Genomic DNA, 24,502 nt, shown 5'->3' on the forward strand with positions numbered 1-24,502 from the left:
ATCACCGGCGGCCACGTAGCCCGCCAAGTCCTGGCGAACCGACTGGGTAATGTGGGTCATGTCCTGCCACCTCTCTGGATCAACGTCTCTGGTGTTGGTGGGACAAGCGGGCTGCGTCCTGGACTGGCGCGGCCCGCACCCTTGTTCAGGGGCTGTCGGTGATGGCGGTGTTCAGCTCGGCCTTCCGCCGCTCGATCCGCTTCTGGATCAGGGCCAAGCCGGCCGGGGTGACGTGCACCGTGTAGTGCGCGCACGAACCCCACGTGTGCTCCACGACCTGCTCGGTCGCGTTGAAGTGCGCGGAATGGGCGGCGTAGAAGTCCCACATCGGGGATCCGCACACGGCCTGCCGGCGGTAGAGCATGTGCTCGTCCACGAGGAACGTCCGCAGGTCACGCTCCTTCCAGCCGAGCGTCTTCGCTGCCTGGCGGACCAGGACGTCGCCGGCCTGGGCGGCGATCAGGACGTCGTGCGCCAGGGCCTTCGGCTCCAGCTCCTTGATGCGGTCGTCCGCCTCGACCAGTTGGCGCGCGGTCTCGACGAACTGCTCGGCCAACGCGAGGACACCGGTCGGCGTCGTCACGTCGGGGAGCGCGCGGGCGGGCACGGTGTACGAGCCGGAGTTGCGGATCGACGGCAGCACCTCGTGCGTGACCCACCGGCGGAACGCGTGCACCTTCGGGGAGCGGCTGATCAACATCAGCGCGAACAGGCCGGGCTCGCTGATCGCCGTCATTCGCTGGCTGCCGCCGGGGGTGTCCACGGCCATGGACACCCTTTCGTCCTCGTCGAGTTGCGCGACGGCGTCGCGGTACTTGCTGATGCCGATGACGTCGCAGGCATCCTTGCCGACGAACCAGGGGGCGCCGTCGATGCGGACCATGCGGACCGGCTGGCCGGTCTCCGGGAACGCGAAGGGCGTGAGGGCCGTGCTCATGCGGCACACGCCTTGGCCGAACGCTTGGCACCGAGAGAGCGCCGCAGCTCCGGAGCCTGGGTGAGGGGGCTGAGTTCGGGATTGCTGCGCGAGTCGGCCTGCGCACTGTCCGCGAGGTACTCGTCGAGGTCGGTCAGGTAGTAGAGGACGCGGCGGGTGTCCTGCTCCAGGAAGGAGCGCGGGCCCTTGCGGCGGTGGCGCCGCTTCTTCAGCGCACCGGGGGTGGTTCGCAGGTAGGCCGCGGCCTCCTTCTGGTTCAGGACGGGGGACGGTGGGGCCTGGGTGTCAGCCATGTCCACTCCTTGATGATCCACATATGTGCCGTGAATCTACGATGAATGTGCAGTGTCGTTGCAAGAAAGAAGATCAGGCAGCGTCTTCGAAGAACTCTTCGACGGGCCTGTGGAGGACTGCGGCAATGAGGTCGGCGGTCCGCTTCCTGGGCTTCTCTCGTCCACTTGTGCCGGTGGCGACGTAAGCTCCGACGGTGGCCGGCGAGATGCCGTATCCGTCGATCTCGATGGTCGCCCTGGCGAGGGCGGGGATGGACAGGCCGGCCGCCTCCATGGCGTCTCGGATGGGCTGCCCGTTGTCCCGTCGCCGCATGAAATGGGTCCTTCCGGGGTGAAGGTCGTGCACTTTGGAGCGAAAGCGTAGGCCGCTTTTCGGGCTTCCTGGCTACACATTGAGCCCAATGTGCAGTCGGTGTCAAGCAGTTCCCGGTGGTTCCGGCAAGGGACTTAAGGTTCCTATGAGGTTCCGTGGGAGTACGCGCAGGTCAGAATGTGCAGACGGGTTCAAGTCACGTGTCGCGATTCACCTTGTAGCGAATGTGCAGACTGGTGGATGCTTCTCGTTGTGGAAGCGTTGACGAGCATGATCCAGGCGCGCCTGGACGAGCTGGGCTGGACGTGGGCCGAGCTGTCCAGGAGGTCCGGCGTGCCCGAAACGACGCTCAGTTCCTGGCGTAGGCACGCCCGCGGTGCCGGCTCCCGCGGCCCCTCGCCGGACAAGCTCCGCCTCGTGGCGAAGGCGCTGAACATCCCCGTCGTCCGCCTCTTCGAGGCCGCCGGCCGCGTCATCCATGACGAGGTGCCACCGGAGGAGGAGCGGGAGTTCGTCGAGATCTTCAGGTCTCTGGGCGAGGATGGTCGCACGATGACCCTCGCGGCGATGCGCGCGTACAAGGAGGCACGCCGGAACCGGTAGCGGGATCCGGTGGTCGGCGCCATCGATCATGCACTACTGAGCGTATGTGACCATGTCGATTACGCTACGTTCCCGCAATGTGTCGATTCAGTCTTGATCCGTCACACAATGCGAGTAATCTCAATGAACCGTGTCCTCCGCCGCGGGTGCTGTGTCTACCAAGGCGCAACCTCTGGGGGGACATGTGTGCGCAGTCATCACCACTGCGGATCTGGTCGACACGCCCATCGCATTCGACTGGTGGGCGGTGCGTATTCACGTCGATTCGGGTCTGAATCCGAGCGAGATCTACGACCTGGTTCGGCTATGGCTCCTCTACGAAGACGTGGACCAGCCGCCCGAAGGCAACCTCGTCTGCTGGTGTGGTGAAGCCATCGACGTCCCCGATCAACAATGAGTGATGCCGTTCGCCCGATCGGGCGAACGGCATCACTTATACCTACAACTTGTCGGACACTCTGGCTAAAGTGCCGAGACCGGCCCGCCTGCGGAGGTGGCGCCCGGTGGGCGACCCCTGCCGTGTGACTCGGCGGGGGTCGTCCGGACGGCCCATGAGGCAACTCGCTTGCTCCATGAGGCAACTGACACTACGTCAGGGCCGTGCGTTTCGCATCGTCGTCCAGGAGGAGATTCATGGCCGCCGGCTACATCGAGGACCGCTGGTTCTACAAGAAGCCCGACCCCGTGACGGGGAAGCGGCGCAAGACCCGGGATCACGGCAAAGGCAAACGCTGGACAGTCCGAGACATCCCCGGGGTCAAGGACCGTTCGTTCGCCGCGCTCGAAGACGCCAAAGCCTGGCTCAAGTCCGCCTCCACCGACTCGCGACGGGGTACGTTCATCGACCCGCGCGACGGTGAGATCACCCTCCAGGACTACTACGACCAGCACTGGTGGCCGAGCGTCCGATATCCACCCTCGACGCGCGAGGGTGTCGAGGGCCGCTTCCGCAACCACATCCTGCCGCACCTGGGCATGCGTTCCCTCAACGAGATCGGCACGGACGAGATCAAGGCGTGGGTCGTCCGGGCCGAGCAGGACATCGACCCCAACCACGTGCGGACCTGCTGGCAACACCTCTCGTCCATCCTCCAGGCGGCGGTGGAGGCCAAGCGCATCGGCGTGAACCTCTGCCGCGGGCAAAGCACCGCCCGCCCGCCGGCCAAACCGAAACAGAAGGCCCGCGCACTGGAGCGCGACGCCATGATGCGCGTGCGCGAAGCCCTCGCCGATCGGTACAAAGTACTGCTCGACCTCGGAGTCGGCAGCGGCCTCCGCCAGGGAGAAGCCCTCGGAGCCAGTCCCGACGACGTCGTCGGCGACGAACTCCAGGTGGTTCGCCAGGTGATGCGGATCAATTCCCGGCTGTGCTTCGGTCCTCCCAAGGGGAACAAGGAGAGGACCGTTCCGCTCACGCCCATGGCGAGCGAGAGCATCAAGCGCCACATGGAGGCGTACCCCACGCGCGAGGTCGAGTTGACCTGGGTCGATCCGGATCGACCCAACCTCCCGTGGGAGAAGCGGCCCAGGGTCATGGTCCGCCTTCTCACGACGACCGTGAAGAGCAACGCGATCAATCGCACCGACTGGAACCAGCTCTCGTGGAAGCCGGCCCTCGCCTCGGCAGGTCTGATCAAGCGCATCGAGGAGTCACACCTGTACGAGCCGTCCCGAGACCTCGGCTTCCACCTGACCAGGCACACGTTCGCCTCGGTCATGCTTGAGGCTGGCGAGTCCATCGTGACGCTGGCGAAGTGGCTCGGCCACGAGGACCCGGCGTTCACGCTGCGGACGTACACTCACTTCATGCCCACGGCCGGCGCGCGCGGCATCGACGCCATGGATACCTGGCTCCGTCCCCCCGGCAAATGAGCAACCATACGGATTCCCCCGAGATTCCCCCGACCGCCCCATTCGATCTTGGATCGAGTGGGGTTTCCCCTGGTCAGAGGCAGAGGCGACGGACGAGTCGGCCTCTACGCCGGGTTCTGTCTCCCGGGAGCCTTGCGGCGCCCGGGGAGGCGGCCATCCATCTACGACTGCCGTTGCCGACAGCCTCCAGCGGTCTACCCGCGAACTCGGGCGGGCCGCCCTCGAACGTTCGCGCAGAGCACGCCATTTCGCAGGCGTACTCCTCTTGACCTTGCTCCGGGTGGGGTTTACCTAGCCGCCCGAGTCACCTCGGGCGCTGGTGGTCTCTTACACCACCGTTTCACCCTTACCGGGCGTCCGAGGACGCCGGCGGTCTGTTTTCTGTGGCACTGTCCCGCGGGTCACCCCGGGTCGGTGTTACCGACCACCCTGCCCTGTGGAGCCCGGACGTTCCTCGGCGGAACCCTCCGAGGAGGAATCCCGACGCGGCCGCCCGGCCGACTCGTCCGCCGTACCGGCCATCCTAGCGGGGGCGAACCGCACCCTTCGCCGGGAGTCGTCCGCCTCGGTCAGCCGGACCCGGACCCGCTCGCCCAGCCCCAGGCCCGTGCCGTCGAAGCGGGCTCGCACGGCCGGCTCGGCCAGTTGCACGGTCCCGCCGTCGCCGCGGTCGTTCAGGTCCACCACCACCGCGTCGAACTCGTCGCCGACGTGATCGGCGAGCACGACCGCCTCGACCAGGGACACCGCCTCGCGCTCGACCTCGTGCGCCCGGCGGTCGCCGGTCTCCATCGCCTTCGGCAGCTCGTGCAGCCGGGCGCCCACCCACTCGGGCACGTCGGTACCCGCGACCAGCGACACGCAGATCTCGCCCGCGTACCGGTCGACCAGGCGCCGCAGCGGAGCGGTCACGTGCGCGTACTCGTCGGCCACCGCCGCGTGTCCGGCCTGCTCCGGCACGCCGGCGTCGAACGCGGTGTAGCCCGCCCCGCGCAGCAGTCCGGTGGCCTCCTGGAGGAACGCCGCGTGCCGGGGGTTGTCCGGGTCGAGCGAGCGGATCACCGCGCCGTACGTGCCGCCCTCGGGCCAGGCCACGTCCAGCGCCCGGCCGACCCGGCGGACCTGGGCCAGCGCCTCCGGCGGCGGTGGCGGCAACGTGCGCAGGATGCCCACGCCCGCATACGTCATCAGGTCGGCGGCGGCGATGCCGGTGAGCAGCGAGATCTGCGCGTTCCAGCCCTCGGCCGGGATCGGTGCCCGGTATTCCAGGCGCCACGAGTCGCCGTGCTCGACGATCTCCTGCTCCGGGATCGGCAGGCTCACCCCGCCGCGATCGCTCTCGAGCAGCTCGCGCAGCCGGCCGATCTCGGCGAGCAGCGCCAACGGCTCCTCGGCGATGCCCGCGTCGATGGCGCGTTGCACCTGCGGATAGTCGAACCGGATCCGGCTGCGCACCAGCGCGCGAAAGACGTCGGTGCCGATCAGGTCGCCGGACGCGTCCAGGTCGAGCACCCACACCAGCGCGGGCCGATCCTGCCCCGGGAGCAGACTGGCCGCCGCCTCGGACAGGGTCGGCGGATGCAGCGGGATGCGCTCGTCCGGCAGATAGAGGGTCTCCACCCGGCGCATCGTCTCCGCGTCCAGCGCACCGCCGGGGGTGACCCAGGCCGCCACGTCGGCGATCGCGTAGTGCACCCGATAGCCGGTGTCCGTGCGGACCAGGTGCATCGCCTGGTCCAGGTCCATCGACTCGGCCGGATCGATGGTCAGGAACGGCAACCCCGTCAGGTCCCGACGAGCCAGGGTCGGCCCGCGCCGGGCAGCCGCCTCCGCCTCCGCCAGCACCTGCGGCGAGAACGGCCCCGGCAGCCCGAGGTCCGCACGCAGACGGGTGAAGCCGGCCCGCAGGCGGTCACCGTCGGCGGACCTGATGTGGAGATGGCGACGAGGCACGGATCGAGCTTAGGAAAGATCCGCTGCGGTGCGAAGGATTTTCACGGCTTTTCGCCCGCCCGCCCGGCGCCGCCGCGTCGTGTTCGGTCCGGCTCGTCCCCATAAACTTGGTCGGTCCCCTGTCCGGTCCGCGCCGCTTGGAGTCCCGCCCGTGCTCGTGTTGTTGCCGCCCTCCGAGGGCAAGGCCGCTACGGGGACGGGCCCCGCGCTCGACCTCGCGAGCCTTTCGATGCCGGAACTGAACTCCGTGCGGCGGCAGGTGCTCGACTCGTTGATCACCCTGTGCGAGGGCGACGAGCTCAAGGCCCTCGAAGTGCTCGGCCTCGGCCCGAAGCTGCACGGCGAGGTGCTGCGCAATCTCGACCTGCGCGAGGCACCCGCGTTGCCGGTGGCCACCTTGTACACGGGCGTGCTCTACGACGCCCTGGACCTGCCCTCGCTCACCGGTGCGGCGGCGGCGCGCGCGGCCGGTTCGATCCTGGTCTTCTCCGGGCTGTGGGGCGCGTTGCGGCCGACCGACCGGGTGCCGCCGTACCGCTGCTCGATGGGTGTTCGCCTGCCCGGCATGGGTGCGCTGGCCGGCCGGTGGCGCCCGGCGATGACGCCGGTGTTGCCGCGGCTCGCGGGCGAGGAACTGGTCCTGGACCTGCGCTCGGCGGCGTACGGCGCGGCCTGGAAGCCGACCGGCGCGGTCGCCGAGCGGACCGCCACGGTGCGGGTGTTGCACGAGCGCGTCGTGGACGGGGTGGCCAAGCGCTCGGTGGTGAGCCACTTCAACAAGGCGACCAAGGGCCGGGTGACCCGCGATCTGCTGGTCTCCGGTGCCGAACCGCGCAATCCGGCCGAACTGGCCGAGGTACTGGGCGGACTGGGCTGGACCGTGGAGACGGCCGAACCCAAGCAGGGCGGCACGCCCTGGGCACTGGACATCGTGGTCGCCGCGGTCTGAACTCGACCACCGTCCGAACGGTTGCGATCGAACCAAGCCTGACCTTGCCTCACCTTGACAAATCAAGGGAGCTTCATGATCCTGACGCTTCCTCCGCAGGCAAAAACCAAAGCATTTCGTCCTACTTTTGGATGATCCGTGCGTCGAGCCCGGCGGAGTCGACGATCCGACATCCATGGGGGATGAGTGAGTTACCCGCCGCCGCCCGGCCAGGACCCGAACCAGCCGTACGGCCAGCCGCAGTACGGGCAACAGCCGTACCCGGGCCAGCAGCAGCACGGCCAGGACCAATACCCGGGTCAGTACCAGCAGTCGCAATACCCGCAGGGACAACCGGGCCCGTACGGGCAACCGCAGTACCCGAACGGCTACCCGCAGGGCGCCGGCTACCCGCCGCCGCCCGGCCGCAGCCGCAAGGGCCTGTGGATCGGCGTCTCGGTGGTCGCGGTGCTCGCGGTCGTCGGCGTGGTCGCCGCGATCGGCCTGTCCGGCGGCGACGACGACAAGAAGAGCTCGGCCGCCTCGACCTCGTCGGCGACCGCGTCGACCGGCGGCAAGTCCGGGTCGGCCACACCGTCGACCAAGCCGACCAAGCGCACCACCGCGCCCGAGCCGGACCCCGACGACGACTCGACCTCGGTGCCCGGACTGGGCGGCGGCGCGCTGGGCGAGGACAACTTCCTCACCACGGTGCACATGCTCATCCCGGCGACGAAGTCGAAGTCGGACGCCGACCTGGTGGCCCAGGGCAAGCAGGCCTGCTCCGACCTCAAGTCGGGGAAGTCCCTGGTGGAGACCTCGACGAAGGTCACCGCGGTGAACGCCCTGCAGGAGAAGGCCATGCTCGTGGGCGCCGCGATGCCCGCGTTCTGCCCGGACCAGACCGGCAAGATCAGGTAGCTGCGGTCCGCAACGCGGGGTGAACGAGTGAATCTCGTCCGCCCCGCGTTGCCACTTCGCCACCGCGTCGTTGATCAGTCTGCCGAATCTGGTCGGCAGTGACGTGGAGGAACGAACGCTGTGACGAACATGAAGAAGGTCGCCGCCGTCGCGGCCATCGCCGGTGGCATCGCGGCCATGGGCGCGGGCGTGGCCAACGCGAGCGCGGACTCCCAGGGTGCGGCCGTCGGGTCGCCGGGCGTCGTCTCCGGCAACCAGATCGCCGTCCCCGTGCACATCCCGGTCAACATCTGCGGCAACACCGTGGACATCCTGATCGGCGTGCTGAACCCGACGTTCGGCAACACCTGCATCAACGCGGGCTGATCACCCGCCCCGGCCCCCGTCCTCGGTCGAGGGCCGACGCGACCGCCTCGTTCCCGATCCCCGGGAACGAGGCGGTCGTCGTTTGCGGGCGGCGCACCGAAGCGAAGCGATCCGCGATGTACATTTCTCGCGGGTTCGCGGTGCCGGACAGGCGTCGTTCCGATCACCTGCGAACCCTGTCGGCACATCGACTCGAGCTACCCGCGATGATGGGGATTGCCCGGGCCGCTCTTCCGCGTTGTATACGCAGAGGCGCCGGGTGGGGCGCGTATGAAACGCACGCGGAAGAAGGGGTTCCATGGAGCGAATGGGCAGAATGGCCGGATGGCTGCGCCGTCGACCGCGTGAGGACCCGGACGCCGCGCGCGACCGGCGGGCCGGACTGCTCATGGACCTGGTCGAGCGCGGCTGGCCCGTCTGTCCGGCGGCGCACCCGGTGGGCTTCGGCTGTTCCTGTGACCGGGTGGGTTGTCCGGCGCCGGGAATGCATCCGGTCTCGTTCGCGTGGCAGACCCAGGCGTCCACCGATCCGGTCCAGGTGGCGCGCTGGTTGGAGCTGTATCCGGAGGCCAACTTCGTCACCGCGACCGGTGCGGGCCACGACGTGCTGGACGTACCCGCGCGGGCGGGCGAGATCGCCCTGGCGGTGTTCGCCGAGCAGGGCATCGAGATCGGCCCGGTGGCCTCCTGCGGCCCCGAGCGCACGCTGTTCTTCACCGCGACCCGCGGCACGCCCGCCGACGAGGACGAGTGGTGGCCGTGCGAACTGGACTGCCATCCCGAGACGCTGGACGCGCATCCGGGCCTGCGCTGGCACTGCCGCGGCAGCTACGTCCTGGTCCCGTCCGCGCAACACCCCTCGGGACAGCCGGTGCGCTGGATCCGCGGCCCCGAACTCCCGCTGCCCGACCCGCTTCGGGTGCTGGACGTGCTCACCGACGCGTGCGACACGGTGGGCGCGACGGCCGGCGACGTGCGCTGGATGTAGCCGGACCCACCGGCCGGCCCGGCACCGGCGGCGTCACTCGCCGTCGGCGCCGACCAGGCCGTACATCCACCCCACGAGCTGCACCTTGCCGCCGGCCCTGGGCACCACCGCGACGTATTCGGAGAGCCGGTGCTCGGTGACCGCCCGGACCGGCTTGCCGGTCAGGAAGGTCAGCGTCGAGGGGTCCACGTCACCGAGTCGGCGCGGCGGCTGCACGGTGAGCTTGACGCTGTGCTGGAGGGCGAAGAGCACCAGCGCGCCGCCGTCCTTGGTGCGCACCGCGAGCGGCGGGAACTGGTTCGCCGCGCTGTCCACGGTCTGGCGGACGAAGCCCTCGCCGATCGGCTCGTCCCGCTGCCGGCGCAACTGCGCGGTGTAGGGGTCGGGCCCGAACAACTCCGCGCGCGTCTTCCCGTCCTTGAGGAACTCGGTGAGTATGGGCGCCAGTTCGCCGGGGGCGGCGGCCAGTCCCGGGGCGGTCGGGGAGACCGGTTCGAGGTAGCCGTCGGCGTCCTTGGCCAACTCGGGCAGCGGGCTCTGCAGGGTCGGACCCCACGCGGCCTGCCACACCGCGTCCGGGTTCGCCTTGACGAACACCAGCAACTGCGGCTTGGCGTTGTTGAAGTTCGGTGTGCTGTGCACGGCGAACCACTTGGGCCAGCCGATCACCTTGGGGATCAGGTACTCGGGCCGCTCGTGCGTGATCGGGGTCTTGCCCAGATTCCCGCGCGGGTCGGTGAAGCTCAGGATCTTCAGACCGGCCTGGTCCAGCGCACCGAGCGAGCCGGTCTCGACCCGGGCGTTGAGCGGCAGGTCGCGGTTGGCGTAGGCCTGGTTGTTCTGTACCTCGTAGTCGTGCAGCACCTTGCCGGCCGCACGCCGGTCCAGGGCTTCGACGGGCGTCGAGGAACCGTGGACGGCGACACAGCCGGTCGCGGCGAGCGCCGTCACGAGCAGGGCGGCGGTCGCGGCCGCCGCGCGGGGTATGCGCATCGGTACTCGGCAACTCTTCCGGGGGAGCGGGCAGGAGGAGATCTCGCGAAACCTTACTGCCCGCGCCCCGCACGGCACCGAGCCCGTCCGATCCGCACTACACGACGGTCAGCACCTCGGCCCCGGTGTCGGTGACGACCAGGGTGTGTTCGAACTGCGCGGTGCGCTTGCGGTCCTTGGTGACCACGGTCCAGCCGTCGTCCCACATGTCGTAGTCGTAGCTGCCCAGGGTCAGCATCGGCTCGATGGTGAAGGTCATCCCGGGCTCCATCACGGTGGTCGCCCGCTCGTCGTCGTAGTGCGGGATGATCAGGCCGGAGTGGAACGAGCTGTTGATGCCGTGGCCGGTGAAGTCGCGGACCACGCCGTAGCCGAAGCGCTTCGCGTAGGACTCGATGACCCGGCCGATCACGTTGATCTGCCGACCCGGCCGGACCGCCTTGATGCCCCGGTTCAGCGCCTCGCGGGTGCGCTCGACGAGCAGCGCGGACTCCTCGTCCACGTCGCCGACCGGGTAGGTCGCGTCGGTGTCGCCGTGCACACCGCCGATGAACACGGTCACGTCGATGTTGACGATGTCGCCGTCTTCGAGCCTGGTGGTGTCCGGGATGCCGTGGCAGATCACCTCGTTGATCGAGGTGCAGATGGTCTTCGGGAAACCCCGGTAGCCCAGGCAGGACGGGTAGGCGTGGTGGTCGAGCACGTACTCGTGGGCGACCCGGTCCAACTCGTCGGTGCTCACCCCGGGCGCGATGTGCGCGGCGGCGGCCTCCATCGCCCCCGCCGCGATCCGACCGGCCACGCGCATGCGCTCGATCGTCTCGGCGTCCTGCACCTCGGGCCCGGTGTACGGGGTCGGCGCCGGCTTCCCGACATACTCCGGCCGCGGGATGTCGGCGGGAACGGAGCGGATGGGGGTCGCCTTACCGGGTACGAGAATCGCCATAACCAGCGAGTGTAGCCGGCGCCGCGACCGACGCGGCGATCGATACGACGGATCCGACGCGTCGTGGCGAGCAGGGATCGAGTGGGTGGAGGACGGGCCGTGAAGTTCAGGCTGTGGCGCAGGCCCGAGGGGCGCGCCGGCGAGTGGTACTACTGCATCAGGCACGGCGCGGTCGAGGAGGGTCCGGACTGCCCGGCGCGCGACCGGCTCGGGCCGTACGCGACCCGCCGGGAGGCGGCGAACGCGTTGGAGACGGCGAAGACCCGCAATCAGGCGTGGGAGAACGACCCCAACTGGAACGACCCCGGGCGCCGCTGAGCGAAGCGCGGGCGCCGGGTGGACACGCGGCCCGCGGTCGGGTCACTCGGCGGGTTCGGGGACCCGGCCGCCGCCCACGGTGAGCACTCCGGGCAGTTCGGACAGGCCGGAGAGCAGTTCGGTGGGCTCGGCCGCGCCTTCCAGGAGCAACACCATCGCCGAGGCCCGGGGCGCGTTCGCGGACGTCTCCCCGGGATCCTCCGCGCGGTCGTCGCGGGTGTGCACGGATACGTCCACCACGGTGAAACCGGCGCCGGTGCAGGCGACCAGGACCGCGGGGAGCACGCCGCATCCGGGCAGGTAGCTGATTCTGATCTCGGCCGCCCGGGCCCGAACCCCGCCGATCCTGCGGATGATCGGCGGATAGCCGTAGACGACCACGAAGTGCAGCGCGGTGACGCCGACAGCGAGATAGGGCAGGCCCGCGCCGCAGGCCATGCCGATCGCACAGGTCAACCAGACGACGGCGGCGGTGGTCAGGCCGCGCACCGTGTCGCGGCGGACGAAGATCAGGCCGCCGCCGATGAAGCCGATGCCGGAGACCACCTGGGCGGCGATCCGGGACGGGTCCCAGCCGACGTGGCCGACGGGCAGCACGTCGGCGAAGCCGTACTTGGAGATCTCCATGAACAGCGTGGTGCCGACGCCGACCAGCGCGTGGGTGCGCAGTCCCGCGCTCTTCTGCTGGATCTCGCGCTCGACGCCGATCACGCTGGAGAGCACGAAGGACAACATCAGCTCGGAGAACTGGGTCCATCCCTGGCTCTGCGCGATTCCCTGCGACCAGGCCGCCAGGGTGGTGCCGGCGTCCACGCGCCCACCTCCTCCGCCCGGGGCCGAAGCCCCGGGACTACTCGATCGTTTTCCCGTCCATGCACGCTAGCCCCGAATGGAGCAGGGTTTGCGCGCGTGATCCGAAAACCGGCGATCAAGGGAGGGGTGGGCGTGGATCAGGCGCGAGCGCGGGCCGCGATTCGCTTTCGCGAACCGGCCGTTCGGGATACGGCCTTTCGGGTACGCGAGGCGGCCGGCTTGGATACCGCCTTTCGGGTGGCCGAGGGCCTGCTCGGGACCTTTCGCGAATCCGCCTTTCGAGGCGGCGCCTTCGCGGTGGTCGACTTCTTGGCCGCACTCCGGCGCACCGTGCCGGCGCGTCGGGTGACGGTGCGGGCGACCGGGGATCGGCGGGACGTGGCCGCGGACTTCGGGGCCTGGGCCCGGGACGCGGCGGCCGCGACGGTGCGGTCGTCGACGGTCTCGGTGTCGCCGTTGCGCTGGATGTAGCGCACGGCGGTGAGCGCCTCGCGCTTGGTCCGATAGGGCGACGACTTGATGATCGTCGTTCCGTTGGCGGCTGCCAGGACGAAGCCGTACTTGCCGGAGCGTCCCTTGGTGACAATGAATTTGGCCGGCACTGCGTCTCCTTGGAGGGTGAAGAGAAAGTTTTCTCCTCCACGAGAACACGGTTCGTCCCACTTGTCATATATAAGTGCTATTTCGGAGTGAATCGGCCCGCACAGCCGAAAACCAATGTGACCTCGGCTTCATCCGAGCGCCGACCCCGTGTCCTCTGCGGTTCCGGCCGGCAGGATCACGCCATGACAACCCCCTCGTCCCCCAAGCGCGACCCGCGTGACCTGCCGAACATCGACGACCTGGTCGTGGGCGTCCTCGGCGGCACCGGCGAGCAGGGCCGCGGTCTCGCGTACCGCCTGGCCGTCGCCGGCCAGAAAGTGATCATCGGCTCGCGCAGCGCCGAACGGGCCGGCTCCGCCGCGGCGGAGCTCGGTGCCGGTGTCCGCGGCGCGGACAACGCCACCTGTGCGGCGGAGAGCGACATCGTGATCATCGCCGTGCCCTGGGAAGGGCACCGCGACCTGCTCGTCGCCCTCAAGAGCGAGTTGGCGGGCAAGATCGTCGTCGACTGCGTGAACCCGATGGGCTTCGACAAGCAGGGCGCGTATGTGCTCGACGTCGAGGAGGGCAGCGCCGCGCAGCAGGCCGCCGCCGTGCTCACCGACTCGGCCGTCACCGCCGCCTTCCACCACGTCTCCGCGGTGCTGCTGCTCGACCCGAACGTCGAATCCCTGGACACCGACATCATGGTGCTCGGCGACAAGCGCGACGCCACCGACGCGGTCCAGGCGCTCGCGTCGCGGATCCCCGGGATGCGCGGGGTGTACGCCGGTCGGCTGCGCAACGCGCGTCAGGTCGAGGGGCTCACCGCCAACCTCATCTCGACCAACCGCCGCTACAAGGCCCACGCGGGACTGCGCATCACCGACGTGTGAGCCGGGCCGGTGCGCCCACGACGCACCGGCCGGCCGCTCCGGCGGCGGGAACAGCCACTCCTGGAGAGCGGCATGCCCGCCGCCGGACCGTCCTGTCACACCCGGCCCATCGCCGCACTCCGGTACGACGAAAGCCCCGGCCGGGTCGGCTCGGGGCTTTCGGAAGCTTGGTCCTCCGCGTGGTCCGCCCGGAATCCTACTGGCGGGCACGCTGAAGGCGCTTTCGACTATGCCACACCTCCGGCGGTGGCGTCAAACCTTTGTTCGACACCACCCGCGAGGTCACACTCCGCGCAGATGAGCGGTCTCGTTGAACACCCGCAGCGACGCGTTGCCGTCCGACCACCACTGGACCGCGCTGATCGCCGCCGCCGACAACTCCATCCGGAACATCGACTCCGGCGGCGCGCCGAGCGCGATGCGGACCAGCGTCTTGATCGGCGTCACGTGGGTGACCACCAGGACGGTCCTGCCCGGGTGTCGCGCGATGGTCTTGTCCCGGGCCACCTCGACCCGACGGGCCACCTCGGTGAAGCTCTCGCCGCCGGGTGGCGCCGCGTCCGCCGATGTCAGCCACGCGTCCAAGGCGTCCGGGGTGCGCTCGCGCGCCTCGGCGAAGGTCAGCCCCTCCCAACTCCCGAAGTCGGTCTCCCGGAAGCCGGGTTCCTCGCGCACCTTGAGGCCGAGCCGTTGCGCGACCGCCTCCGCGGTCTGCCGACAGCGGCCCAGCGGCGAGGACACGATCGCCTCGATCGTGCCGCGCTCGGCGAACGCCTCGGCCGCGCGCTCGGCCTGCCGACGACCACGCTCGGACAGGTCGGGGTCGGCGCCGGTGCCGGAGAAGCGCTTCTGCGGGGTGAGCACCGTCTCGCCGTGTCGCAGCAGGACCAGCGTGGTCGGGCGGCCCAGGTCCGGGCCCCAGCCGGGGGCGGTCGGGCGCACCTTGGTGGTGACCGGCTCGTCCGGGACCGGCGGCGCGGCCTTGGGGGTCGCGAACGCGGTGGACTCCTGCGGGGTCCACGTCCGGCCCTTGGCGGCCGCGTCCATCGCCTCGTTGGCCAGCCGGTCGGCGTGCTTGTTCTGCTCCCGGGGGATCCAGGTGTAGGTGACCTGCCCGGGCGGCAGGATGCCCCGGGCCCTGGTCGCCAGGTCGCGCATGTCGGCGTGCTTGATCTTCCAGCGGCCCGACATCTGCTCGACCACGAGCTTGGAGTCGGCCCGCACCTCGACGGTCGCCGTCGGGTCGATCGTGTGCGCCGCGGTCAGGCCCGCGATCAGGCCGCGGTACTCGGCCACGTTGTTCGTGGCCACACCGATCGCCTCGGCCACCTCGTGCAGCACCTCGCCGGTCCCGGCGTCGCGCACCAGCGCACCGTAGGCCGCCGGGCCCGGGTTGCCCCGGGAGCCGCCGTCGGCCTCGACGACGAGCCTCACAGGCCCGACTCGGCCGTGCGGACGAGGATGCGCCGGCAGTTCTCGCAGCGCACGATCGCGTCCGCGGCGGCCGCGCGGATCGCGCCGAGGTCGGTGATCCCCAGCTCCAGTCGGCAGCCTTCGCAGCGACGCTGGAACAGCGGCGCCACCGCCACACCGTGCGACTGCTCGCGGATCTTCTCGTACAGCTTGATCAGGTCGGCCGGGATCGCCGCCGCGATCACCGCGCGCTGCTTGACGGTGGCGGCCACCTCGGTGTCGATCTCCGCCTCGGCGACGGCCCGGCGGGACTCCGCGGCGTCGCGTGCGGCCTGTGCCTCGTCCCGCTCGGCGACCAGCTTGGTCAGCCGACCCTGGATGTCCTCGCGGCGTTCCATCACCTCCAGGACGACCTCTTCGAGGTCACCCTGGCGCTTGGCGAGCGAGGCCACCTCGCGCTGGAGGTTCTCCAGGTCCTTGGGCGAGGTGACGTGGCCCGAGTCGAGGCGCTGCTGGTCGCGTTCGGCGCGCTTGCGGACCTGGTCGACGTCCTGTTCGGCCTTGGTCTGGTCGCGGGCCGCGTCGCTCTCCTCGGTCTCGCCCGCGACCACGAGGTCACGCAGCCGGGCGAGCCGGGAGCCGAGGCGGTCGATCTCCTCGTTCTCCGGCAGGGTGCGCTTGCGGTGGGCGAGCAGATCGATTCGCGAGTCGAGGGCCTGGAGGTCGAGCAGGCGGAGCTGGTCGGCGGGCGCGGCGTTCAGCGGGGGCTCCTTGGATGCGGCTCGGGTGGGCGGGAGGTTGCCTCCCACCCGCCACCCGGTGCGTTTTCGGTGGGTGGGTTCGGTTCTGCGGGCGACTGGCGAGCGTGCGGGCAACCGGCGGGCCGGTCGGACCTCCGCCCCGTCGCGATGCTCAGGGATGCGGAGTGTGGAACGTCCATGGGTCCGTGACTAGTTCCGACACGTGGGTTTCCACCGTAGTACCGGTTGCGGCGAGCGCACGGGCGAGTTCGTCGGCCGCGTACGCCAACCACGGCCACTCGGTGGCCCAGTGTGGGGCATCGAGCAGCGCGGGGCCGCCGTGTTCCAGTGCCTCCGACGCCGGATGGTGACGCAGGTCGGCGGTGACGTAGACGTCGGCGCCGCTGCGGCGGACCGCGTCGAACAGGCTGTCGCCCGCGCCGCCGCAGACCGCCACGGTACGCACCGGGCGGTCCGGGTCCCCGGCCACCCGCAGGCCGGTCGCGGTGCGGGGCAGTGCGCGGGCGGCCCGGGCCGCGAACGCGGCGAGCGTCTCGGGAACGGCCAACTCGCCGATCCGACCGATCCCGCGACACTCGCCCGGGTCGGCCGACACGGGGTCGAGCGGCGCGGTCACGGTCAGTCCGAGGGCGGCGGCGAGTGCGTCCGAGACGCCCGGGGCCGCCGCGTCGGCGTTGGTGTGCGCGACGTGCAGGGCGCAACCACCGGTGATCAGCGTGTGCACGACGCGGCCCTTGAAGCCGGTCGCGGCGACCGAGTGCACCCCGCGCAGGAACAGCGGGTGGTGGGTGACCAGCAGGTCGGCGCCGCGGGCGAGCGCCTCGTCGGCGACGGCCTGCGTCGGGTCGACGGCGAACAACACGGTGCGCACCGACGCGTCCGGGTCGCCGCAGACCAGCCCGACCGCGTCCCAGGATTCGGCCCAACCGGGGTGGTAGATCCGTTCGAGGGCGCTGACGACGTCGGAGAGCTTGGGCACGAAGGGAGGTTACCTCTCCGGGTGGCCACCCCGGATTCGGGCATCCCGGACGGGCGGTGACACAGTGCACCGCACCGCCCTCGGATTGTGTGAAGTCGATCCCATCCGAAGCGTTTGTGCGGTAGGCAGGCTCGCACTGTCGTACGACGACGAGGGGGACGACGACGATGGTGCACTGTCTGCTGTGCGGTACGCCCTATCCGGAGACGGACGCGTACTGCCCGGGCGAACAATGCGGCACCGACCTGCACGGGCAGCGCGCGGGTGATCCCGAGTGCGCGGTGCAGGCCTGGTGCGAGCCTCGTCGTGCCACCGCCGTTCCCGGCCAGACCGTGATGGTGACGCTGACCCTGCGCAACGCGGGCAGTGCGCCGGACCGCTACGACTTCGAGTTGCCCCGGGACGTGGGCCGGCGGGTCGGCCTGGACCGGCCGGGACCGCCGGACGTGTATCCGGGCGAGACGCGGGTGTGGACGATCGTCTACACGGTGCCTGCGGACATCGCGGACCAGGTCCCGCCGAGCGGGCTGTTCGGGCTGGGCACGCTGGGGGCGGACAGCGGGGGCAGCGCCTTCGAGGAGACGTCCCGGGTGGTCGAGGAGAGCGACGTCCCGGTGCGGGTGGTCTCCGCCCGGGACATGCGGGTGGCGGCGTGTGCGCCGTTCTCGATCCGGGTGCTCGCCGACGACCCTGCCGATTCCGGCGGGCGGGCGGCGGGGGCGGGAGCGGCTGCCCATCACGACGATCGTGAGCGCCGCGGCGGTGGGCGGCGGGGCCGGGTGGCGGCCGCCGTGGCGGCGACGGTGGCCGCGATCGTGGTGGCCGTGTTGGTCGGGATGGCGATGGCGGGTTCGGACGACACGAAGCCGGCCGCCAAGACGAATCCGACCGGGGCCGGCCCGTCCGCGACCGGGACCCGGCCGGCCGCCGGGCCGACCACCGAGGCGCCGGTGACCAGTACGCCGGAGCCGTCCGACTCGGTCTCGCCGAGCGCCAGTACCAGCGCGTCGGAGAAGTTGACCGTGCCGAACGTGGTCGGGATGACCGAGGCGCAGGGCGTCGCGCTGCTGCGCGAGCGGGGCTTCCGCGGCACCGTCAAGGGCAGCGGCGGCACCATCGCCTCCACCGACCCGGCGGCCGGGCGCAAGGTGGACCGGGACAAGGCATCGGTCGTCGTGGTGATGTCGGGGGTCCGGACGACACCGCCGATCACCCGGCCGTCGGCCTCGACGACGCCCACCGGCCCGGGTTCGCCCACCACGCCCGCGAAGACCACGGTTCCGCCGCTGGCCGGGCTGACCGTGGCCGAGGCGAGCACCGCGCTGCGCAATGCCCGGTTGGACATCGGGATCCCCGGCGGGGCCTCCCGGACCGACGTGGTCTCCGGCTCGAATCCCGAACCCGGCGACGTGGTGGCGGTCGGGACCATCGTGTCGGTGACCGTGACGACGCCCACGACCGGCGCCGGAGGTAACTGACGCCTCGTCAGTTCCCCTGGCCGACTCCCCTCCCCATGCAATAGCTTGCCTCAGTCAAGAACAGGCGAGGGGAGAACGCTCATGCTGGACCTCACAGGCGCGTCCGCGATCGTCACCGGCGGGGCCTCCGGGCTCGGCGAGGCCACCGCGCGCCGGCTCGCGGCCGGCGGCACCGCGGTGGTGATCGCGGACAAGAACGAGGAGCGCGGCAAGGCGGTCGCCGCCGAGATCGGCGCCACCTTCGTCGCCACCGACGTCACGAACGAGGAGCAGGTCCAGGCCGCGGTCCAGGCGGCCGTCGCGCTCGCGCCGCTGCGCGCGCTGGTCTCCTGCGCCGGCACCGGGATGGGCGCCCGCACGGTGGCCCGGGACGGCTCGCCGCACCCGCTCGCCTCCTTCGAGTTCATCGTGCGCCTCAACCTGATCGGCACCTTCAACACGATCCGACTGGCCGCCGCCGCGATGGCCGCGGCCGCGCCGCAGGCGGACGGCGAGCGTGGCGCGATCGTGTGCACCGCGTCGGTGGCCGCCTTCGACGGACAGATCGGCCAGGCCGCCTACGGCGCCTCCAAGGCGGGCGTCGCGGGCATGACGCTGCCCGTCGCGCGCGACCTGTCGGCGATCGGCGTACGGGTCAACACCATCGCGCCCGGCACCATGGACACCGCGCTGTTCGCCGCCGCGCCGCAGTCGGTCAAGGACACCCTGGGACAGCAGGTGCTCTTCCCCAAGCGCATGGGCGTGCCGGAGGAGTTCGCCTCGCTGGCGTACGAACTGCTCACCAACAGCTACCTCAACGCCGAGGTGATCCGGCTCGACGGCGGGATTCGCTTTCAGCCGAAGTAGCGGGAATCGCCGTGAATCAGGACGATCGACCCGTCGTTCGGTGTCGACGGTCGGCGTGGCCGCCCCAATGATGTTGGGATGGGGGCGTGAGCGATCCGACCTCCGCGTGGCAGCGTCCCCTGCCCTTGCGTCTGCCCGGCCTCGCGCCGCCGATCCGCCGCGACTGTGCGATCGGCGGCGTGGTGCTCGCGGGCGCGCTCGTCCTGCTCGCCACCCACTCCTACGTGATCTGGAGCGTGTGGAACCCGAGCGCGTGGTTGCGCCTGCCGCCGCTGCTCCTGCTGTTCGTCGCCCAGTGCCACCGCAGCACGTCGCCGCGCTTCGCGGTGTTCCTGGCCATCGCCTTCGAAGGCGTGGACATGGCGCTCGGGCCCTCCATCGGCGGCCTGATCATGTGGTCGGACGTGCTCTACGCGGCATGTCTGTACGGCACTTCGCGGCTGGCGTTTCGGCTGCTCTACGGCAACGTGGCGGCGCTGGTCGTGGGCGCGATCACGGTCTGGGTGGTGACCGGCGAGTTCCGCCTGTTCGTGCTGTCGATCTTCTACATCGGCCTGGTCGGCGTCTCCCCCGTGCTGACCGGCTTCTCGGTGCGCGAGCACCGCGAGAAGGCCGAGGTGGAACGATTGCGGGCGACCCAGACCGCGCGGTTGGCCGAGCTCGACCACCAGGCCGCGGTGGTCGCCGAACGGGCGCGGATGGCACGCGAGTTGCACGACGTGATCGCCAACCACCTGAGCGCGGTGGCGGTCCAGTCCACCGCCGCGTTGTCGGTGAAGACCCTGGACGAGGCCCGGCTGCGCGAGACGCTGGAGGTGATCCGGGAGAGCAGCCTGCAGGGACTCACCGAGATGCGCCGGATGATCGGCCTGCTGCGCTCGGAGAACACCCCCGAGGAACCGGTGTCGGTGCCGCGCCTGGCCGAGACCGATCGCCTGGTCGAGCACGTGCGCCGGGCCGGGCTGATCGTCGACATCGAGGTCGTCGGGGTGGTGCGGGAGTTGCCCACACCCGTCGACCTGGCCGCCTATCGGGTGGTCCAGGAGACCCTGACCAACGCGCTCAAGCACGCCACGCCGCAGGAGTTGCGGATGGTGTTCGCCTATCGCACCGATGATGTGGTGATCACCGGCGTCAACGGAATCGATCCCGAGCACGTCACCCGGCTGCCCGGCGCCCGCGCGGGGCTGGTGGGCATGTCGGAGCGCGTATCGCTGCTCGGCGGCGTGTTCGAGGCGGGCCCGCGCGAGGGCCGGTGGCACGTGCGGGCCGAACTCCCGTGCGGCGACGACGTGGTGCGCGGTGCCGGAAACAATGCCTCGACGGGGCCGAAGGGTGGGACCGGGTGAGCGACGTCGACACGTTGCGGGTGCTGGTCGCCGAGGATCAGGCGGCGGTCCGGGCGGGTCTGGTGCTGATTCTGGACGCGGCCGCGGGCATCGAGGTGGTGGGCGAGGCCGCCGACGGCGAGGCCGCGGTGACGCTGGCCCGGTCGTTGCGCCCTGACGTGGTGTTGATGGACGTGCGGATGCCGCGACTGGACGGCATCAGCGCCACCCGCGAGCTGACCGCAGCGGGCCTGGACGTCCTGGTGCTGACCACGTTCGACCTGGACGAATACGTGTTCGGCGCGTTGCGCGCGGGGGCGGCCGGCTTCCTGCTCAAGACGGTGGACGCGGAACGCCTGGTCGAGGCGGTGCGGTTGGTCGCGCGCGGCGACGGCTTCGTCGCGCCGGAGGTCACCCGCCGGTTGATCCACGCGTTCGCGAGCCCGCCCCGGCCGGGTCCCGCCGACGGGCCCGAGGTGGGCCCCGAGGCGCTCGCTTCACTGACCCCGCGCGAGGGCGACGTGCTCGCGTGCCTGGGCCGGGGCATGTCGAACCACCGCATCGCCGAGCACCTGGACATGGCCGAGGCCACCGCGAAGACCCACGTGAGCCGGATCCTCACCAAACTGGGCCTGCGCAGCCGGGTCCAGGCCGCGATTCTGGCCCAGCAGCGCGGAATCGGCGAGTAGCCCGAACAGCCCATCCCCAGCCGCATGGTTGTCCCCATGTCCTCTTGTTGACCTGCGCGAATGCCAATGGTTCGGAAATATGCAGATCAACTGACCAACCAACCCTCAATGCGGGTCACTTCACTCGAAGGGGTGAAGGCTGCCGCAACTCGTTGAGGTGGCCCGAACGCGCTGCGTACGGTCATGCCGACCCGCCGGGGGGAGCGATCCGAGGCGGGGGCCACGTCGGCGACCGGGTCACCCGGTCGCTCGACACCGTTTCCGGGCACCGGTCGACCAGCGCGACGCGCATCGTCGACCGGGGCGCGAGGGCACAGTCGAGGGGGAAGTCCAGGGATGGCTACGACGACGCGTGGGCACCGTGCGGAGCGCACCGGCGGCCACGGCGCATCGGGTACGAACCTGGTCGACCGCGTCCGTGCCGCGCTCGACCGTGCCGCGGTCGGTGCCCGGGAATCGGATCACGAGGGGCGCGGGGCACGGCGGGGCGAGGCGGCGGCGGGCGCGTCCGGTGGGTCCGATGCCTCCGGTGCGGCCGGCGCGAACGCCGAGTGGGACGTGCGCTCGGACGACTTCTGGTGCACCGTACGACCGCCCGGGCACGCGGCCCGGGCCCAGGGCTGGAAGATCCACGTCAGCGCGCGGACCGGGGACGCCCCGCACGTACTGGGCCGGGTCTGCGACGTGTTGTTGCCGCGCCGGGTGGCGTTCAAGTTCGCCGGCGACCTGGAGCGGTTGCGGATGCTCAACTCCCGCGAGGCGGACCGGGCCTCGGCGGGCAAGTTCATCACGATCTACCCCGACGACGACGAGCAGTTCATGGAGTTGGTGGACGCCCTCGACGAGGTGACGCGCGAGCTCACCGGACCGGGCATCCTCTCCGACCGGCCGTGCCGACCGGGCAGCGTCGTGCACTACCGCTACGGCGGCTTCGGCCGGCGTGCGGTGCTCGGCAACGACGGCGGCTACCGGGCGGTGCTCACCGACCCCGACGGGCTGGCCGTGGACGACGCCCGGGAAGCCTGGTTCACGCCGCCGGCGTGGGCGCCCGATCCGCTGGTGGCGCGGGCCCGTTCGGCGCGGGCCGGGACGCCCGCCGCGTCCTCGACGCCGGGTGTGCTGATCGCGGGTCGCTTCGCGGTCACCTCGGCGCTGCGGCACTCGGCCAAGGGCGGCGTATTCCTGGGCCGCGACACCACCGACGAGACCGCCGTCGTGGTCAAGCAGGCCCGCGCGCACATCGAGGTGGACCGCTCCGGGCGGGACGCGTGCGCCGCGTTGCGGCACGAGGCGGTGGTGATGCGGCGGCTCGCGCACACCGGCCTGACCCCTCGGCACGTCGCGCTGGTCGAGGAGGCCGAGACGATCTTCCTGGCCCAGGAACGGGTGCCGGGCGAGCCGCTGCGCACCTGGGTCGGCCGGCACGCGCAGGACCCGGACGTGCCGTGGGCCCTGGCCCGACCCCTCGTGCTGGGACTGCTCCGCATGGTGCACACCGTGCACGCCGAGAATCTGGTGATCCGCGACCTGTCGCCGACGAACGTGCTGGTCGCGCCGGACCACTCGGTGCGCCTGGTGGACCTGGAGTTGGCCGCCGAGATCGGCTCCCGGGCCGGCGCGGCGGGCACGCCCGGATATCGGGCGCCGGAGCAGCGTCCGACCGCGGACGGTGGGCATCTCGTGCACCCCGCCGCCGATCTGTACAGCCTGGGCGGGTTGTTCTTCCTGCTGGCCACCGGCGCCGACCCGGCGCTGCCCGAGGATGTCGGCGCGAGCCGCGACACGGTGGAGCGGCTCGGCGTGTGGTTGGCGTCGGCCGCTCGACACGGCGAGACCGCGCGGCGCCTGGCACCGGCGATCCGCGGCCTGTGGGCCGAGGATGCGACGGCGCGGTGGACGGTGGAGCGGGTGGGGGCGTTCGTCGCGGGCGTGGCCGGGGACGAGTGCGGCGTGGTGCGGGCGGATGGCGGGCCGGACGGCTCCGCGGTCGCTGCGGCTGCCGGACCGGGCGTGCTCGGGCGGCAGGACGCGCCGGACGGGCCTCGGCCGCATCCGGACACCGAGGGCGACAAGGTGCCGCCGCATCCGCTGCCGCCCGACGACGACGCGTTGCTCCTGGACGGGCTCGCGCACCTGGTCGCGACCATGACGCCGGGGCGGGTGGATCGGCTGTGGCCGATGACGGCCGGCGCGGCGGCGATGGATCCGTGCAGCGTGCAATACGGGGCGGCCGGGGTGCTGGGGGTGCTGGCCCGGGCCGCGCACACCACGACACTCGAACCTCGGCTGCGCTACGCGCTGCATCGCGCGGTCGAGGACGGCGCCGTGTGGTTGCGCGACCGGGCGGCGGCCGAACCGGTGGTCCTGCCCGGTCTGCACTTCGGCCGGTCCGGGACGGCGTGGGCGCTGTACGACGCGGCGACCCTGTTGGGCGACGACGAACTCGCCGCGTCGGCCGTCGAGACGGCCCTGCGGGTGCCGATCGTGTGGCCCAACCCGGACGTGTGCCACGGCGCGGCCGGCGCCGGTCTGCTCCAGGTGCGGATGTGGCGGGCCACCGGCGACGATCGTTTTCGCCGACGCACGCTCACCTGCGCCGACGCGCTGTTGGGCGCGGCCCGGCAGGCCGGCGACCTGACCCTGTGGCCGGTTCCGAAGGACTTCGATTCCCGGTTGGCCGGCGCCGCGCACCTCGGCTTCGCGCACGGCGTCGCGGGCGTCGGCACGTTTTTGCTGGAGGCGGCGCTGACCACCGGTCGCGAGGACTGCCTCGACGGGGCGCGGGCCGCGGCGCGCACGCTGCTGCGGACCGTGCGCGTCGACGGCGACGCCGCGTGGTGGCCGCAGGGTCCCGGCGATCCGGCGGGCGTGCGGCTGGCCCACTGGTGCAGCGGTTCGGCCGGCGTCGGCACGTTCCTGATCCGGATGTGGCAGGCGGACGGCGATCCGCGGCACCGCGAATCGGCCGAGCGCGCGGGCGTCGCGGTGCACCGCGCCCGCTGGCACTCGGGCACCACCGCGTGCCACGGCCTGGCGGGCAACGGCGAGTTCCTGCTCGATCTGGCCCAGGCGCTGGACGACCCGATCCATCGCGCGCACGCCGTCGACCTCGCCGGGCAACTGCGCGCCCGGACCGCGCTGATCGACGGCCTGCGGGTGCCCGCCGACGAGAGCGCGATCGGCGTCTCCGCCTCGTACGGCACCGGCACGGCGGGGGTCCTCGGCTTCCTGCTGCGGCTCGGCCACGGCGGTGCCCGGCTCTGGTTGGACGGTGAGGACGCGTGAG

The 24,502-nt window shown here is 71.2% G+C and carries 24 protein-coding genes, 1 other RNA gene and 1 pseudogene; 14 read left to right on the forward strand and 12 right to left on the reverse strand.

Annotated elements, in window-relative coordinates; genetic code table 11:
- Positions 1 to 145: 145 nt before the first annotated feature.
- From ABZ374_RS13150 to ABZ374_RS13160, 3 genes are all read right to left on the reverse strand, one after another.
- A complete protein-coding gene (locus ABZ374_RS13150) occupies positions 146 to 937 on the reverse strand; it encodes a BRO family protein (protein WP_360310177.1) in 792 nt (263 codons plus the stop codon).
- Positions 934 to 1,230, reverse strand: a complete 297-nt coding sequence (locus ABZ374_RS13155) for a DNA-binding protein (RefSeq protein WP_360310179.1) — start codon at positions 1,228 to 1,230, stop codon at positions 934 to 936. The genes ABZ374_RS13150 and ABZ374_RS13155 overlap by 4 nt, the downstream gene beginning before the upstream one ends.
- Before the next feature lie 73 nt (positions 1,231 to 1,303).
- Positions 1,304 to 1,543: a helix-turn-helix transcriptional regulator gene (locus tag ABZ374_RS13160; RefSeq protein ID WP_360310181.1), complete on the reverse strand. Its 240-nt coding sequence runs from the start codon at positions 1,541 to 1,543 to the stop codon at positions 1,304 to 1,306.
- A gap of 252 nt (positions 1,544 to 1,795) precedes the next feature.
- On the opposite strand from ABZ374_RS13160, the gene ABZ374_RS13165 reads away from it, so the two are divergent.
- The 3 genes from ABZ374_RS13165 to ABZ374_RS13175 all read left to right on the forward strand — a co-directional run bounded on the left by ABZ374_RS13165 (position 1,796) and on the right by ABZ374_RS13175 (position 4,018).
- Positions 1,796 to 2,146 (forward strand): helix-turn-helix transcriptional regulator, encoded by a 351-nt coding sequence (locus ABZ374_RS13165; RefSeq protein ID WP_360310183.1) that lies wholly within the window; start codon positions 1,796 to 1,798, stop codon positions 2,144 to 2,146.
- Positions 2,147 to 2,276: 130 nt separating this feature from the next.
- Positions 2,277 to 2,543, forward strand: coding sequence for a hypothetical protein (locus ABZ374_RS13170; RefSeq protein ID WP_360310185.1), 267 nt, complete (start codon positions 2,277 to 2,279; stop codon positions 2,541 to 2,543).
- Positions 2,544 to 2,779: 236 nt separating this feature from the next.
- Positions 2,780 to 4,018, forward strand: coding sequence for a tyrosine-type recombinase/integrase (locus tag ABZ374_RS13175; protein ID WP_360310187.1), 1,239 nt, complete (start codon positions 2,780 to 2,782; stop codon positions 4,016 to 4,018).
- An 89-nt stretch (positions 4,019 to 4,107) separates the two neighbouring features.
- Here ABZ374_RS13175 and rnpB read toward each other — a convergent pair.
- Both rnpB and ABZ374_RS13185 read right to left on the reverse strand, forming a co-directional pair.
- An RNA gene (gene rnpB, locus ABZ374_RS13180) (RNase P RNA component class A) lies at positions 4,108 to 4,523 on the reverse strand.
- An 80-nt stretch (positions 4,524 to 4,603) separates the two neighbouring features.
- Positions 4,604 to 5,764: pseudogene (locus ABZ374_RS13185) on the reverse strand (RNB domain-containing ribonuclease); the annotation flags it as partial.
- A 358-nt stretch (positions 5,765 to 6,122) separates the two neighbouring features.
- On the opposite strand from ABZ374_RS13185, the gene yaaA reads away from it, so the two are divergent.
- The 4 genes from yaaA (at position 6,123) to ABZ374_RS13205 (ending at position 9,174) form a co-directional block, all read left to right on the forward strand.
- On the forward strand, positions 6,123 to 6,920 hold the full coding sequence (gene yaaA, locus ABZ374_RS13190; protein WP_360310189.1) for a peroxide stress protein YaaA: 798 nt from the start codon (positions 6,123 to 6,125) through the stop codon (positions 6,918 to 6,920).
- Positions 6,921 to 7,106: 186 nt separating this feature from the next.
- Positions 7,107 to 7,820: a DUF732 domain-containing protein gene (locus ABZ374_RS13195; protein ID WP_360310191.1), complete on the forward strand. Its 714-nt coding sequence runs from the start codon at positions 7,107 to 7,109 to the stop codon at positions 7,818 to 7,820.
- Between the two features lie 129 nt (positions 7,821 to 7,949).
- A complete protein-coding gene (locus ABZ374_RS13200; RefSeq protein WP_360310474.1) occupies positions 7,950 to 8,186 on the forward strand; it encodes a chaplin in 237 nt (78 codons plus the stop codon).
- Between the two features lie 298 nt (positions 8,187 to 8,484).
- Entirely contained in the window at positions 8,485 to 9,174 is a 690-nt protein-coding gene (locus tag ABZ374_RS13205; RefSeq protein WP_360310193.1) for a bifunctional DNA primase/polymerase, read from the forward strand.
- Between the two features lie 33 nt (positions 9,175 to 9,207).
- Here the strand turns inward: ABZ374_RS13205 and ABZ374_RS13210 are convergent, their stop codons facing one another.
- Positions 9,208 to 10,167: a hypothetical protein gene (locus ABZ374_RS13210; RefSeq protein WP_360310195.1), complete on the reverse strand. Its 960-nt coding sequence runs from the start codon at positions 10,165 to 10,167 to the stop codon at positions 9,208 to 9,210.
- Positions 10,168 to 10,264: 97 nt separating this feature from the next.
- Positions 10,265 to 11,113, reverse strand: a complete 849-nt coding sequence (map, locus tag ABZ374_RS13215) for a type I methionyl aminopeptidase (RefSeq protein ID WP_360310197.1) — start codon at positions 11,111 to 11,113, stop codon at positions 10,265 to 10,267.
- Between the two features lie 99 nt (positions 11,114 to 11,212).
- Between map and ABZ374_RS13220 the strand changes: the two genes are divergently transcribed.
- Complete coding sequence (locus ABZ374_RS13220; RefSeq protein ID WP_360310199.1) at positions 11,213 to 11,431, forward strand: hypothetical protein; 219 nt, start codon at positions 11,213 to 11,215, stop codon at positions 11,429 to 11,431.
- Positions 11,432 to 11,473: 42 nt separating this feature from the next.
- Here the strand turns inward: ABZ374_RS13220 and ABZ374_RS13225 are convergent, their stop codons facing one another.
- Both ABZ374_RS13225 and ABZ374_RS13230 read right to left on the reverse strand, forming a co-directional pair.
- A complete protein-coding gene (locus ABZ374_RS13225) occupies positions 11,474 to 12,244 on the reverse strand; it encodes an MgtC/SapB family protein (RefSeq protein ID WP_360310201.1) in 771 nt (256 codons plus the stop codon).
- Positions 12,245 to 12,381: 137 nt separating this feature from the next.
- On the reverse strand, positions 12,382 to 12,846 hold the full coding sequence (locus tag ABZ374_RS13230; RefSeq protein ID WP_360310203.1) for a DUF1508 domain-containing protein: 465 nt from the start codon (positions 12,844 to 12,846) through the stop codon (positions 12,382 to 12,384).
- Positions 12,847 to 13,029: 183 nt separating this feature from the next.
- On the opposite strand from ABZ374_RS13230, the gene npdG reads away from it, so the two are divergent.
- The gene (gene npdG / locus ABZ374_RS13235; protein WP_360310205.1) at positions 13,030 to 13,722 is read left to right on the forward strand and encodes an NADPH-dependent F420 reductase; all 693 of its coding nucleotides are present in this window, start codon (positions 13,030 to 13,032) and stop codon (positions 13,720 to 13,722) included.
- 282 nt (positions 13,723 to 14,004) lie between these two features.
- On the opposite strand, the gene ABZ374_RS13240 is transcribed toward npdG, so the two are convergent.
- The 3 genes from ABZ374_RS13240 to ABZ374_RS13250 all read right to left on the reverse strand — a co-directional run bounded on the left by ABZ374_RS13240 (position 14,005) and on the right by ABZ374_RS13250 (position 16,875).
- Positions 14,005 to 15,156, reverse strand: a complete 1,152-nt coding sequence (locus ABZ374_RS13240; protein WP_360310207.1) for a bifunctional RNase H/acid phosphatase — start codon at positions 15,154 to 15,156, stop codon at positions 14,005 to 14,007.
- The gene (locus ABZ374_RS13245) at positions 15,153 to 15,896 is read right to left on the reverse strand and encodes a C4-type zinc ribbon domain-containing protein (protein WP_360310476.1); all 744 of its coding nucleotides are present in this window, start codon (positions 15,894 to 15,896) and stop codon (positions 15,153 to 15,155) included. The genes ABZ374_RS13240 and ABZ374_RS13245 overlap by 4 nt, the downstream gene beginning before the upstream one ends.
- Before the next feature lie 151 nt (positions 15,897 to 16,047).
- Complete coding sequence (locus ABZ374_RS13250) at positions 16,048 to 16,875, reverse strand: Nif3-like dinuclear metal center hexameric protein (protein ID WP_360310209.1); 828 nt, start codon at positions 16,873 to 16,875, stop codon at positions 16,048 to 16,050.
- Positions 16,876 to 17,042: 167 nt separating this feature from the next.
- Here ABZ374_RS13250 and ABZ374_RS13255 point away from each other — a divergent pair, with 167 nt between their 5' ends.
- From ABZ374_RS13255 to lanL, 5 genes are all read left to right on the forward strand, one after another.
- Entirely contained in the window at positions 17,043 to 18,353 is a 1,311-nt protein-coding gene (locus ABZ374_RS13255) for a PASTA domain-containing protein (RefSeq protein ID WP_360310211.1), read from the forward strand.
- A gap of 81 nt (positions 18,354 to 18,434) precedes the next feature.
- Complete coding sequence (locus ABZ374_RS13260) at positions 18,435 to 19,199, forward strand: SDR family NAD(P)-dependent oxidoreductase (RefSeq protein ID WP_360310213.1); 765 nt, start codon at positions 18,435 to 18,437, stop codon at positions 19,197 to 19,199.
- An 86-nt stretch (positions 19,200 to 19,285) separates the two neighbouring features.
- Positions 19,286 to 20,548: a histidine kinase gene (locus ABZ374_RS13265; protein ID WP_360310215.1), complete on the forward strand. Its 1,263-nt coding sequence runs from the start codon at positions 19,286 to 19,288 to the stop codon at positions 20,546 to 20,548.
- Entirely contained in the window at positions 20,545 to 21,216 is a 672-nt protein-coding gene (locus ABZ374_RS13270; RefSeq protein WP_360310217.1) for a response regulator transcription factor, read from the forward strand. The genes ABZ374_RS13265 and ABZ374_RS13270 overlap by 4 nt, the downstream gene beginning before the upstream one ends.
- A 336-nt stretch (positions 21,217 to 21,552) precedes the next feature.
- Complete coding sequence (gene lanL, locus ABZ374_RS13275) at positions 21,553 to 24,501, forward strand: class IV lanthionine synthetase LanL (RefSeq protein WP_360310219.1); 2,949 nt, start codon at positions 21,553 to 21,555, stop codon at positions 24,499 to 24,501.
- Position 24,502 lies beyond the last annotated feature (1 nt).

Origin of the sequence: Embleya sp. NPDC005971, from assembly GCF_040629175.1 — a bacterium.
Lineage (GTDB): Bacteria > Actinomycetota > Actinomycetes > Streptomycetales > Streptomycetaceae > Embleya.

Excerpts from the sequence above, each read along its gene's own strand:
- ABZ374_RS13150 (WP_360310177.1), bottom strand. The coding sequence starts at position 937 with ATGAGCACGGCCCTCACGCCCTTCGCGTTCCCGGAGACCGGCCAGCCG.
- ABZ374_RS13155 (WP_360310179.1), bottom strand. The coding sequence starts at position 1,230 with ATGGCTGACACCCAGGCCCCACCGTCCCCCGTCCTGAACCAGAAGGAG.
- ABZ374_RS13160 (WP_360310181.1), bottom strand. The coding sequence starts at position 1,543 with ATGCGGCGACGGGACAACGGGCAGCCCATCCGAGACGCCATGGAGGCG.
- ABZ374_RS13175 (WP_360310187.1), top strand. The coding sequence starts at position 2,780 with ATGGCCGCCGGCTACATCGAGGACCGCTGGTTCTACAAGAAGCCCGAC.
- ABZ374_RS13200 (WP_360310474.1), top strand. The coding sequence starts at position 7,950 with ATGAAGAAGGTCGCCGCCGTCGCGGCCATCGCCGGTGGCATCGCGGCC.
- ABZ374_RS13205 (WP_360310193.1), top strand. The coding sequence starts at position 8,485 with ATGGAGCGAATGGGCAGAATGGCCGGATGGCTGCGCCGTCGACCGCGT.
- ABZ374_RS13210 (WP_360310195.1), bottom strand. The coding sequence starts at position 10,167 with ATGCGCATACCCCGCGCGGCGGCCGCGACCGCCGCCCTGCTCGTGACG.
- map (WP_360310197.1), bottom strand. The coding sequence starts at position 11,113 with ATGGCGATTCTCGTACCCGGTAAGGCGACCCCCATCCGCTCCGTTCCC.
- npdG (WP_360310205.1), top strand. The coding sequence starts at position 13,030 with ATGACAACCCCCTCGTCCCCCAAGCGCGACCCGCGTGACCTGCCGAAC.
- ABZ374_RS13255 (WP_360310211.1), top strand. The coding sequence starts at position 17,043 with ATGGTGCACTGTCTGCTGTGCGGTACGCCCTATCCGGAGACGGACGCG.
- ABZ374_RS13260 (WP_360310213.1), top strand. The coding sequence starts at position 18,435 with ATGCTGGACCTCACAGGCGCGTCCGCGATCGTCACCGGCGGGGCCTCC.
- lanL (WP_360310219.1), top strand. The coding sequence starts at position 21,553 with ATGGCTACGACGACGCGTGGGCACCGTGCGGAGCGCACCGGCGGCCAC.